The following is a 12,245-nucleotide window of genomic DNA, read 5'->3' as shown; positions in this document are numbered from 1 at the left end:
TTCTTGCCTATGATCCATTCCCCCGAACAAACCTTATCACACACCTTATCGGTACTTGCCGTTCCCGCCTTTGCCGACAACTACCTGTGGCTGATCCATGACGGCACGCATGCCGCCGTGGTCGACCCGGGCGATGCGATGGTCATCCTCGATGCGCTCAAAGCCCATCAACTGACATTGTGCGCCATTTTACTGACTCATCACCACGCCGACCACACCGGAGGCGTGCCTGAATTGTTGCAGCATTTCGCCGTGCCCGTGTTCGGTCCGCGCAATGAAGCTATCACAGCCATCACGGAACCCCTGGCCGAAGGCGATGTCGCCTACGTGCGCGAGCTGGACTTGCAGCTGACCGTGATCGACGTGCCCGGCCACACCAAAGGCCATATCGCCTACGTGCGCCAGCGCGACGAGCGCAGCGGCGCGCCCTGGCTGTTTTCTGGCGACACCCTGTTTGCCGGTGGCTGCGGCCGCCTGTTCGAAGGCACGCCAGGTCAAATGGCCGACTCGCTGGGCAAGCTGGCCGCCCTGCCCGACGATACCGAGGTATTTTGCGCGCATGAGTACACCTTGTCCAATCTGCGTTTCGCCAGCGCCGTCGAGCCAGGCAATCTTGCCCTGCAGGAACGTGTAGCGATCGATACGGAAAAACGCCAGCAAGGCCTGTCTACCGTGCCGTCGACCATCGCGCTGGAAAAAGCCACCAATCCGTTTTTGCGCTACAAGGAACCGGCCATCCTGGCCAGCCTGAAGGTGGAAGGAAAGCTGGCGGCCGATGCGTCGCCCGTGGAAGCCTTTGCCGCACTGCGCATGTGGAAGAACAATTTCTAAATTTTTGTTTTTACGGCAAAAATCCCGGTGGCGCCGCAAGGTACGACCGGGATTTTTTATGGCCTGAATACTGAAACTTAGAGTTCTTCGTACAACGGCAAAGTCAAAAATTCGGCAAATTCCTCCGAGGTCGACATTTCCTCGAAAATCTGGCCGGCGCGCACATAGGTTGGGCCGTTGCCGCCGGGGGCGTCGCGCTGGACCTTGGCCAGCTCTTCGGGAATCATGGTCCGCACCATCTCGGCCGTAACCTTGCGGCCGTCTTCCAGCACGCCCTTACTGGAACGTATCCATTGCCATACTTGCGAGCGGCTGATTTCGGCCGTGGCGGCGTCTTCCATCAGGTTATGTATCGGCACGCAACCGTTGCCGGCCAGCCAACTGCCCAGGTAATGGATGCCCACGTTGATGTTGTAGCGCAAGCCTGCTTCCGTGATCGGCGCTTCCGGCTGGAAATTCAACAGATCAGAAGCCTTGACGTCGATATCAGGGCGCTGCTTGCCGATCTGGTTCGGTTTATCACCCAGCACTTTGGTGAACTCGCCCATGGCCAGCTCGACCAGGCCCGGATGCGCCACCCAGCCGCCGTCATAACCATCGGTGGCGTCGCGCGCCTTGTCGTTGCGCACGCCGCCCATGGCGATGTCATTTTTTTCAGGGTCGTTCTTGATCGGGATCAAGGCTGCCATGCCGCCGATGGCCGGTGCGCCACGCTTGTGGCAGGTTTTCAGCAGCAGCAAGGCGTAGGCGCGCATGAAAGGCGCCGTCATGGTGACCTTGGCGCGGTCGGCCAGGCAAAAGTCCTTGTCCAACTTGAATTTCTTGATGCAGGAAAAGATGTAATCCCAACGGCCCGCGTTCAGGCCCGAGCTATGTTCGCGCAATTCGTACAGGATTTCATCCATTTCAAACGCGGCCAGGATGGTTTCAATCAGCACCGTGGCCTTGATCGTGCCTTGCGGCAAACCCAGTTCCTTTTGCGTCATCACGAAAATATCGTTCCACAAACGCGCTTCCAGGTGCGATTCCATTTTCGGCAGATAGAAATACGGACCGGCGCCGCGCGCCAATTGTTCCTTGGCGTTATGGAACATGAACAGGGCGAAATCAAAAATGCCGCCGGAAATGCGCTTGCCATCGACCAGCACGTGTTTTTCATCGAGGTGCCAGCCGCGCGGACGCACGACCAGGGTGGCGATCTTGTCGTTCAACTTGTAGGACTTGCCGTTCTGCTCCAGCGAAATCGTCTTGCGCACGGCATCGAACATATTGATCTGGCCCGTGATCTGGTTGTCCCAGTTCGGCGTGTTCGAGTCTTCGAAGTCCGTCATATAGCTGTCGGCGCCCGAATTGAAGGCGTTGATCACCATCTTGCGCTCGACCGGACCCGTGATTTCCACGCGGCGGCATTCCAGCGCTTTCGGTATCGGGGCAATCTTCCAGTCGCCCTCGCGGATATGCGCCGTTTCGGGCAGGAAATCCGGGCGCTCGCCCGCATCGAGGCGCCTGGCGCGTTCTACGCGCACGGCCAGCAACTCCTGGCGGCGCGGCTCGAACGCACGCGCCAGCCTGGCCACCAGTGCCAGCGCTTCCGGAGTCAATATCTGTGCATAGCCAGGCTTGATGTCACCGCTAATTTGCATGCCGTCGGGAAGGACGATGGGGGTCTGCGTCATGATGCTCTCCATTGATGATTAAAGATAATGCGAAAAATAATCTGGTCACTGCAATATAAGCTGAACGACTGCGCAAGCACGGTTGCTGCTCGCAAGAAATACAGCGTTCCACTCTGCTTTTGTTTTATAGTAATGCACTATAAGGCAGGGAAACGAGATTAAAAATCACTTCATCCATGCGTTTTTATCACAAGTGAGGAAAATAACAGCCATGGGGCAATTCAGGCAAATCTCGACCTTCGTGGATGTGGTCGCCAAGGGCAGCCTGTCGGCGGCAGCGCGCGCGGAAGGCATCGCGCCAGCCATGATAGGCCGGCGCCTCGATGCGCTGGAAGAGCGGCTGGGCGTCAAGCTGCTGCAGCGCACCACGCGCAAGCTGGCGCTGACGAATGAGGGGGCCGCCTTCCTGGAAGATTGCCAGCGCATCCTGGGCGAGCTGGAAGACGCGGAATCGGCGGTGGCCGTGCGCAGCGTGCAGGCGCGTGGCCATCTGCTGATTTCGGCACCGGCCGGCTTCGGCCGCCATCACGTGGCGCCGCTGCTGCCTTCCTTCCTGGCCGAGCACCGCGACTTGACGGTGTCGCTGAACCTGAACGACCGGCTGGTCGATTTGATCGGCGAAGGCATCGACGTGGCCATCCGCATCGCCAGCCTGTCCGATTCCTCGCTGGTCAGCACCAAGCTGGCCGACAACCGGCGCGTGCTGGTGGCCTCGCCCGCCTATCTGAAGCGGGCCGGCACGCCGTTGGCGCCCGCCGATCTGGCCAGGCACAATTGCCTGGCGATCAGCAGCGAAGGCAGCCAGCGCGGCTGGACTTTCCGCGAAAACGGCAAGAACGTGACCATGAAAGTAACGGGCAACATGGTGTGCAACGATGGCGAAGTACTGCATGACTGGGCCCTGGCCGGCAAGGGACTGGCATGGCGCTCGATGTGGGAAGTGGGCGCCGAGATCGCTTCAGGAAAACTGGTCACCGTACTGGACCAGTATGCTGCACCGGGCAACGATATCTACGCCGTGTTCGCGCAGCGCCGCCACCTGCCCTTGCGCATCCGCGCGTTTGTCGAGTTCCTGCGGCATAGTTATGCGCAAGCTGGCTATTGGCGCTAGAGGGGGAAGCTGGAAGGAAAATCCAGGTGAAAACGCCTGTAGCACGAACCTTCAGGCGAAAAAAAAATCCCCGGAGACCGAGGATTTCTTTATTTCGTTTGATCCAGCGTATTAGATTGGCTGAATGTTCGAAGCTTGCTTGCCTTTAGGGCCAGCAGTCACTTCAAAAGAAACGCGTTGGTTCTCTTGCAGGGACTTGAAGCCGTTCGACTGGATAGCCGAGAAGTGAGCGAACAGATCTTCGCCGCCTTCGTCAGGGGTAATAAAGCCGAAACCCTTCGAATCATTGAACCATTTTACGATGCCAGTTGCCATTACAATTTCCTATTTCAGTTAAGTTGGGCTTGCGCCCGTTATATCGTTTGAAGCAAGAAAGAAATGACAGACAAACTGCACTACTACCTCGAATCCAACGATGCCCAATTATACCAACAAAACTGAGAAAAACCATTCTTTCGCAAAATAAACTTGCGAACACTACTTTAATAGCCGAATCCCCGTCTTGCGGCGCCCTGTACCAGCGGCATGGAGACACTATATCCCAATCCTTCGCGCGCACGCTTTGCGTTATATCAAATGTATTAATTTGACCACGCCGCACGCCAAAGCCTACGCCTGGTAGGTGGGCGCGGCGGCATCGTGCGCCGCCCAGCGCAGCAGGTCCCCCACCTGAGCGCTCAGCGCCGGCCATTCGGCCAGCACCTCGCCCGGCGCATTGAGCAAGCCGCGCACCAGCTGCTCCAGGCGCCGGCACTCGTGTCCCAGCGCGGCAAAGCCGAAGGTAGAGGCCGAACCGGCCACCGCGTGCAAGGCGCGGTGCAGTGCCGTCAACGGCTCCAGGCGCGGCCCTTCCGTATCGCAGCGCTCGCGCGCCGTGGCGATGGCTTGCATCAAGCCTGGCACGCCGGCGGCGTACTTGTCATTCAAGGCGCGCAAACGGGCGCGGAAATCCGGGTCGATCAAGGTAGCCATGACAGTCCTCGCGAGCGATGTGAAGATAGCTATTATTATTTGGTGCCGAAGATGCGGTCGCCGGCATCGCCCAGGCCAGGCACGATGTACGCATGGTCGTCCAGGTGAGAATCGAGTGCGGCGGTAAACATCTTGACGTTCGGATGCGCGTTCTGGAACACGGTCACGCCTTCCGGTGCGGCCACCAGCGACAGGAACACGATTTGCTCATCGCTCACGCCGCGTTTTTTCAGCACGTCGACGGCATATACGGCCGAATTGCCGGTCGCCACCATCGGGTCGCACAGGATGAAGGTACGCTCATTCAGGTCTGGCAGGCGCACCAGGTATTCCACGGGCATGTGCGTGGCCGGGTCGCGGTACACGCCGATATGGCCCACGCGGGCCGATGGCAGCAGGTTCAGCAAGCCATCGCTCATGCCGATGCCGGCGCGCAGGATAGGCACGACAACCAATTTCTTGCCAGCAATCACTGGCGCATCGATGGTCATCAGCGGGGTCTTGATTTCGCGTGTCGTCAGCGGCAGGTCGCGCGTGATTTCATAGCCCATCAGCAAGGTGATTTCCTTCAGCAACTCGCGGAAAGTACGCGTCGAGGTGTCGTGCTCGCGCATGTGGCTCAGCTTGTGCTGGATCAGCGGATGGTCGGTAATAAAGAGATTGGGGAAGCGCGGATCTTGTTTCATATTGTTTTTTCTCTCTTGTTCCCGGCGCGGCGGGATGGCTGCACCGCCAGCGCGCCGGGGGTCGATAAAATAATGGATTGCAGCATTATCCCAGCCCACGGCGCCGCTGTGGCTGGAATTTCAGGAATAATTGCACGCCAGCCTATATTCAAGCTTAATATTCGCGCAACGCCCGCGCCAGGATGGCCGTGCAATCCGTGCCTGCCGGCAAGCGTCCATACGCGCCTCCCGGCGCTTGCACCAGCCGCGACAACACGAAAGCCTGGGCAATAAACGGCGGCGCATGGCGCAGCAGCAAGGCCGCCTGCACGGCCAGCACGATGCGTTCGGCCAGGCGCCGCGCGCCGAATTCATCGGCTTGCGGACCGTCAAGGTCGGCCAGCAGCGCATTCTTATATGCAACAAACGCAGGCTCGCCCTCGCCCGCCAGGGCCAGTTCCGCCTGCAGCGCCTCGCGCGCGGCGGGCGACTTGCCGAAGGCGCGCAGCACGTCCAGGCACATCACATTGCCCGAACCTTCCCAGATCGAATTGACGGGCAGTTCACGGTACAGCCGGGCCAGCGGCGCGTCTTCCACGTAACCGGTGCCGCCCAGCACTTCCATCGCTTCGGCGCCAAAGCCCGGCCCACGCTTGCAGATCCAGTATTTGCCGGCCGGCGTCAGCACGCGGGCCAGCACGGCTTGCTGCGCATCGTCCTTTTCATCGAAGCAGCGCGCCAGGCGCAAGGCAAACGCGGTGGCCGCTTCCGATTCCAGCGCCAGGTCGGCCAGCACGTTCTGCATCAGGGGCTGCTCCACCAGCGGCTTGCCGAACACGGCCCGCTGGCGCGCATGGTGCACGGCCTGCGTCAAGGCGGCGCGCATGATGCCGGCGCTGCCCAGCACGCAATCGAGGCGCGTGTGGCTGGCCATTTCCAGGATGGTCGGTATGCCCCTGCCCTGCGCGCCCACCAGCCAGCCATACGCCCCCGTAAACTCCACTTCCGACGAGGCGTTCGAGCGGTTGCCCAGTTTATCCTTCAGGCGCTGCACGCGGATCTGGTTACGGCTGCCATCGGGCAGGAAGCGGGGCACGAAGAAGCACGACAGGCCGGCGCTGCTGCCCTGTTCCGTCTGCGCCAGGATCAGATGGGCGTCGCTTTGCGGCACCGAAAAAAACCATTTATGGCCGACGATGCGCCAGACGTGTTCCGCCTGCTCGCCGAACAGCGTTTGCGCCTCAGGCAAAGGCACGGGCTCGGCGTATGTCGTATTGCTGCGCACATCGGAGCCGCCCTGCTTTTCCGTCATGCCCATGCCGATCAGGGCGCCGCGTTTCTGCTCCACCGGCAGGGAACGGGGATCGTACTCGCGCGACAAAATCTTCGGCAGCCAGCGCGCGGCGATCTGCGGCAGGTGCGTGGCCAGGCGCAGCGCCGGCACCGAGGCATAAGTCATCGTCAGCGGGCATTGGGTGCCGTTTTCCACTTGCCCCACCAACAGATAGGTGGCCGCCCGCGCCACCTGGGCGCCTGGCCCCGGCGCGGCCCACGGCGAAGAATGGGCGCCGGCGCCGACCAGGATGACCATCAATTCATGCCAGGCCGGGTGGAACAGCACTTCATCGATGCGCCGCCCCGCCCGGTCGAACTGCTGCAATTGCGGCGTGTGGATATTGGCCAGCCGCGCCAGCGCCAGGGTCTCGGCGCGCCCCAGCTGCGCACCGAGCGCCGCGAGTTCCGGCAGCGCCGCGCCGCCGCCCTCGCGCTCCACCGCCTCGACCAGGGCCGGGTCGCAGCTGAACAGATTCACGTTTTCGAAGGGCGTGGCCTGGTTGAAAACTTCATGCGTGTCGTAAGCATTCATGGCGGGTCTCCGGTGCGGTTTGCTATCATGGCGCCCTTGCCAAGCTGGCAGCAGGCAAAAACCGTCTGTCAGCGAGACTAGCGCAAAGACCAGGCCAGGGCAAGCGGCTTGCCGTGCGCCAGTCACACAAGGTTTTTTTGGAAAAGAAAGCGGTATTTATGAAATCCCCCAGGCAACCTGAAGGAATGTTGCTTTATTTCATGTAATTGGGGGCTTTTCAATGATACATTTCGTCTGGATCTCCTGACATTTGATAGCGCAAGCAGCCAGCAAGCTGTAATAAAGATGGTGTGAATTTCCTGGCCAGCCTGCCGATTGCGGGGTGGCCAATACTGAACGATAAGGTAAAAGCCAGCACGATGTTTTCCAGTACCCCATCCGCCGCCCACCGCGAGGCTCGCCTAGAGTTGGATAACCTCATGGAAGAGGCAGGCGACATCGTGTTCCGGCTCGACGCGGACGGTTTGATCCTGTTTGCCAGCCGGCGTGCAGCCACCTTGTTTGCTGCGCCAGCGGGCCTGGCCGGCCATTTGTTATTGCCGCTGGCCACGGAAGCGTCGCGCGCGGCGCTACAGGCCGCGCTGGCAGACGCCCTGGAAGAACCGGGCCGCCTGGAAGTGCGGCTGCAAACGCCGGACCAGGAAATCTGGTTCGAACTGCGTATTTCTTCGTATATCAACCAGGCCGGCATCGTCGAACTGCTGGTGGTCGGGCGCGACACGTCGGCCCAGCACAATACGGAAGAGCGGCTGCGCCACATGGCCACGCACGATGCCCTCACGGGCTTGCCGAACCGCTTGCTGCTGTCGGACCGCATCCGCATGGTGATCGCCCAGGCCGCGCGCTCGGGCCAGGGCTTTTCGGTGGCCACCATCGGCCTCGATGGCTTCAAGAAGGTCAACGATGGCCTGGGCCACCCGGTCGGCGACGCCGTGCTGCGCCTGGCCGCCGCGCGCTTGCGCAAGACCCTGCGCGACAGCGACACCCTGGCCCGCGTGGGCGGCGACGAATTTGTCGCGGTGCTGCCTGGAAGCGCTACCGACGCCCAAATCAAGCTGGTGACGGGCCGCCTGCTGGCCACCTTGCAGGCGCCGTTCGAAGTCGATGGCCACACGATCTACGTGGGCGCCTCGGTCGGCGTCTCGATTTACCCGCTGCACGCGGAAGACGAAGTACGCCTGGTGGCCCTGGCCGACGCGGCCATGTCGCGCGCCAAGGAAACCGGCAAGGCCCGCTGCCTGGTCTACAGCCCGCGCCTCAATGGCCCGTCCGAACACGATATCTCGCTGGAAGCGGCCATGTTCCAGGCCGTGCGCGAGGGCGAGTTCTTGCTGTACTACCAGCCCATCGTCGATGCGCGCACGCGCCAGATCCAGGGTTTCGAAACCCTGATGCGCTGGAAGCACCCTACCCTGGGCCTGGTGCCGCCCGTGCGCTTCATTCCCATCGCCGAAGCGAACGGCCTGATCAACCTGCTGGGCGCCTGGGCGCTGAAGGCGGCCTGCGTGCAGCTCAAGCAATTCCAGGAAGTGGCGCAGCGGGCGCTGTATATCTCGGTCAATATCAGTCCGCGCCAGTTCCGCAACGACAAATTCCTCGACGTGCTGGACGACGCCATTGCCTTTTCAGGCCTGTCAGGGGAGCACCTGGTGCTGGAAATCACGGAAGGCACCCTGATGATCGATCCCGTGCATGCCGAAACCATCCTCGTTAAAATGACGGAACGCCGCGCGCGCATCGCCATCGACGATTTTGGCACCGGCTACTCATCACTGGCCTATCTGAAGCGCTTCCCGATTTCCGTGCTGAAGATAGACCGCACCTTTATCAAGGATTTGCCCGCGTCGAGCAAGGACGCGGCGATCTGCAACACCATCCTCGACCTGGCCAAGCACTTGAATCTGTCGGTCGTGGCCGAGGGCGTGGAAACTGAAGAACAAATGCATTTCATGGAATCACGCGGCTGCCACTATATACAAGGCTATCTGACGGGCAAACCGATGCCGGCCCATGCCGCACTGGCGGCACTGAGCGAAAAAACCTATGCGGCGCTGGTTTCCGCGCCCTCAGACTATGAACTGCGCGGAGGCGTGTCATGAACCCAGGCCACTACACGGCGCCGACGCAACTCGGCAAGAACACCCTGGAACTGCTCTGGGCGCGCACCCGCCAGCAAGGCGACATGCCCGGTTTCGCCAAGGCCATCAGCGCCATCCTGGGCGCCATGCGCGGCGAGGATGACCATGAATTCGACATGACGCAAACGGTGCTGTCGGACCCGGTCCTGACGCACAAGGTGCTGCGCCTGGCCAATAGCGGCATGTATTCGGCTTTCGGCCAGCGCGTCAACACGGTCTCGAAAGCCGTGCTGGTGCTGGGCATCGACGCCATCGGCCACCTGGCGCTGGGCTTGAAACTGATCGAGGAACTGTCGCAAGCCACGCCGGACTCGGTCAGCGCCCACGTCGAAATGGAAAAAGCCGTGCTGGCAGGCATGGTGGCGCAGCAGGTGGCCACCAGCGCCGGCAGCCTGCAAGCCGAACAGGCCGTGGTCTGCTCCATGCTGCACACGCTGGGCCGCATGATGGTGACGTTCTATATGACCGATTTCTGGGCCCGCATGCAGGCGCACGCAGGCCCCGGCAATGAAGCGGCGGCCGCGCGTGAAATCCTCGGCCTGTCGCTGCCCGAAGTGGGTTACGCCACGGCCGCCCATTGGGGCTTGCCGCAGCATTTGATCAGCGGCATGCGTCCGCTGGAAGCGGTCCCGTCAGACACGCCAGCCACCGGCGCCGACTGGATGGCGGGCCTGTCGACCATGGCCGCGCGCTGCGCCGACTCGCTATGGCATGACGATGCGGCAGGCGCAGAACAGGTGCATGCGCTGATCGAGAATTATTCGGGCATGCTAGGCATCGAGGTGGACGACCTGGGCGCCGCGGTGGAAAAAGCCAAGGCGATGGCCGCGGCCGACCTGTCGATCGCGCCGTTGTCGAAACCGGCCGAACGGCGCGCGCAGCAGCTGGCGTCGACGCGGCTGCGGGCCGAAGGCAACCGCATCCTGATCAGCGGCCTGGCCGACCTGCGCGGCGCCATCGGCAGCGCTACGCCTGGCCAGATGGTGTCGATGGCGCTGGAAACCTTGCACCAGGGCTTCGACTTTTCGCGTTCGGTGGCCTTCGTGCGCAACCACAAGGATCATTTGTATTCGGCCCGCATCAGCATGGGCGAAGGCATGGCCGACCTGCAGGATTTGATGGTGTTTGGCGATGCCTATGAGCCGAACGTGTTTCATGCGGCCCTCAATAGCGACCGCGTGATCTTCATCGACAATGCGCGCGACCCGAAATTCGCCGCCAAGCTGCCGCAATGGTGGAAGGCCACCCTGCCGGAAGCGCGCAGCTTCGTGGTGCTGCCCCTGTCGGCCAACGGCCACCCGACGGGATTCTTGTATGGCGACTGGGACGACAGTTTCCCGCCGATCCAGCTGAACCAAACGGAGTTCAACCTGATCAACGATATCCGGGCTTTATTGGTGCAGTCGGTGGAGATGCGCCACCAATTGGAGCTGGTCGCCAATAAAGTGGCGTAGGCCGGATTAGCGCGGTTTGACCGCGCTAATCCGACGAACTTACATTACTTCAACTTCGGTGTCACCACACTCACATCACCGCACTGCGCGCGGTGCATCAACGCGTGGTCGATCAGCACCAGGGCCAGCATGGCTTCGGCGATCGGCGTGGCGCGGATGCCGACGCAGGGGTCGTGGCGGCCGAAGGTCTCCACCATCACCGGGTTGCCTTCTTTATCGATCGAACGGCGCGGCGTGCGGATCGATGAGGTCGGCTTGATGGCTATCGACACGCTGATGTCTTGCCCAGTAGAAATACCGCCCAGCACGCCACCGGCGTTATTGCCGATAAAGCCTTCTGGCGTCAGCTCATCGCCATGTTCCGAGCCTTTTTGCGCCACGGAATCAAAGCCGGCGCCGATTTCCACGCCCTTGACGGCGTTGATGCCCATCATGGCGTAGGCGATGTCGGCGTCCAGCTTGTCATAGATGGGCTGGCCCAGGCCGACCGGCACGTTTTGCGCGATCACGTCGATACGCGCGCCTATCGAATCGCCGTCGCGGCGCAGCTGGTCCATCGCCGCTTCCATGCGCGCGATCAGGCCGGCGTCGCCACTGGCTGCAAAGAAGGGATTGGCGTGTACATGTTCCCAGGATTCGAACGGCACGGGAATGTCGCCCAGCTGGCTCATGCAGCCCTTGAAGGTGGTGCCGTATTGCTGCAGCAGCCATTTCTTGGCAATCGCCGCCGCGCCCACCACGGGCGCCGTCAGGCGCGCCGACGAGCGGCCACCGCCACGCGGGTCGCGTACGCCATATTTATGCCAATAGGTATAGTCTGCATGACCAGGGCGGAAGCTTTCGGCGATATTGCCGTAATCCTTGCTGCGCTGGTCTTCATTGCGGATCAGCAGCGCGATCGGCGTGCCCGTCGTCACGCCCTGGTACACGCCGGACAGGATCTCGACCGTATCGGATTCCTGGCGCTGCGTCACGTGGCGCGAGGTGCCCGGCTTGCGGCGGTCCAGTTCAGGCTGGATATCGGCTTCCGACAAGACCAGGCCCGGTGGGCAGCCGTCGATCACGCAGCCGATGGCCGGGCCATGCGATTCGCCGAAAGTGGTAACAGTAAACAGCTTGCCAAATGAATTGCCGGACATAATAGGAAATTGTGAAGACTGGAAAACTCAATTCTACCAGCCCACAAGGCGCGCCAGACTGCTATCGCCACATTCTCTACAACATGGTGCAGAGAAATGAAAGGGTTGATGCATTTTAAATATCAAAAATTATATATTACAGTTGTATTTATGCCAGCGCAAAAATATTGCCCCACGGCATAGATTTAAAAAAGCATAGTGCTTATTAAATCGCTATATACTTGAACGAGGGCGTATAACAAAATCCCCGACATGCGACTTTTATCGGGCAAGCAGCAAAAGTACATCAGAAATGCCCAAGGCAAGGTCCTGGATTTTTGGTATGCGCCGAGAGCACATCAGAAATGCGCAGGGCTAGGCGCACCGCCGAAGACAGTACGCCAGTACGGCAA

At 60.9% G+C, this 12,245-nt stretch carries 10 protein-coding genes; 4 read left to right on the top strand and 6 right to left on the bottom strand.

Annotation, left to right across the window (positions count from 1 at the left end; all coding sequences use genetic code 11):
- Positions 1-9 precede the first annotated feature (9 nt).
- Positions 10-831, top strand: a complete 822-nt coding sequence (gene gloB / locus ACL9RI_RS05190; RefSeq protein ID WP_422725512.1) for a hydroxyacylglutathione hydrolase — start codon at positions 10-12, stop codon at positions 829-831.
- Between the two features lie 77 nt (positions 832-908).
- Here gloB and aceB read toward each other — a convergent pair whose 3' ends face one another.
- Entirely contained in the window at positions 909-2,507 is a 1,599-nt protein-coding gene (gene aceB / locus ACL9RI_RS05185) for a malate synthase A (RefSeq protein ID WP_422725511.1), read from the bottom strand.
- A gap of 211 nt (positions 2,508-2,718) precedes the next feature.
- On the opposite strand from aceB, the gene ACL9RI_RS05180 reads away from it, so the two are divergent.
- Positions 2,719-3,618, top strand: coding sequence for a LysR family transcriptional regulator (locus ACL9RI_RS05180; protein ID WP_422725510.1), 900 nt, complete (start codon positions 2,719-2,721; stop codon positions 3,616-3,618).
- Between the two features lie 111 nt (positions 3,619-3,729).
- Here ACL9RI_RS05180 and ACL9RI_RS05175 read toward each other — a convergent pair whose 3' ends face one another.
- From ACL9RI_RS05175 to ACL9RI_RS05160, 4 genes are all read right to left on the bottom strand, one after another.
- Positions 3,730-3,933 carry a cold-shock protein gene (locus tag ACL9RI_RS05175; protein WP_010398811.1) on the bottom strand — a complete coding sequence of 68 codons (204 nt, stop codon included), beginning with the start codon at positions 3,931-3,933 and terminating at the stop codon, positions 3,730-3,732.
- A gap of 294 nt (positions 3,934-4,227) precedes the next feature.
- Positions 4,228-4,590: an Hpt domain-containing protein gene (locus tag ACL9RI_RS05170; RefSeq protein ID WP_422725509.1), complete on the bottom strand. Its 363-nt coding sequence runs from the start codon at positions 4,588-4,590 to the stop codon at positions 4,228-4,230.
- Between the two features lie 35 nt (positions 4,591-4,625).
- On the bottom strand, positions 4,626-5,276 hold the full coding sequence (gene upp, locus ACL9RI_RS05165) for a uracil phosphoribosyltransferase (RefSeq protein WP_422725508.1): 651 nt from the start codon (positions 5,274-5,276) through the stop codon (positions 4,626-4,628).
- A 154-nt stretch (positions 5,277-5,430) separates the two neighbouring features.
- On the bottom strand, positions 5,431-7,122 hold the full coding sequence (locus ACL9RI_RS05160) for an isovaleryl-CoA dehydrogenase (RefSeq protein ID WP_422725507.1): 1,692 nt from the start codon (positions 7,120-7,122) through the stop codon (positions 5,431-5,433).
- A gap of 419 nt (positions 7,123-7,541) precedes the next feature.
- On the opposite strand from ACL9RI_RS05160, the gene ACL9RI_RS05155 reads away from it, so the two are divergent.
- A complete protein-coding gene (locus tag ACL9RI_RS05155) occupies positions 7,542-9,221 on the top strand; it encodes a putative bifunctional diguanylate cyclase/phosphodiesterase (RefSeq protein WP_422725506.1) in 1,680 nt (559 codons plus the stop codon).
- A complete protein-coding gene (locus tag ACL9RI_RS05150; RefSeq protein WP_422725505.1) occupies positions 9,218-10,714 on the top strand; it encodes an HDOD domain-containing protein in 1,497 nt (498 codons plus the stop codon). Before ACL9RI_RS05155 ends, ACL9RI_RS05150 begins: the two co-directional genes overlap by 4 nt.
- Before the next feature lie 44 nt (positions 10,715-10,758).
- On the opposite strand, the gene aroC is transcribed toward ACL9RI_RS05150, so the two are convergent.
- Positions 10,759-11,853, bottom strand: a complete 1,095-nt coding sequence (gene aroC / locus ACL9RI_RS05145) for a chorismate synthase (RefSeq protein ID WP_422725504.1) — start codon at positions 11,851-11,853, stop codon at positions 10,759-10,761.
- Positions 11,854-12,245 lie beyond the last annotated feature (392 nt).

Origin of the sequence: Janthinobacterium sp. Mn2066 (assembly GCF_049319705.1) — a bacterium.
In the GTDB taxonomy this organism is placed as follows: domain Bacteria; phylum Pseudomonadota; class Gammaproteobacteria; order Burkholderiales; family Burkholderiaceae_D; genus Janthinobacterium.
The sequence above is the reverse complement of the archived record's forward strand: the minus strand, read 5'-3'. Positions and strand labels throughout refer to the sequence as shown.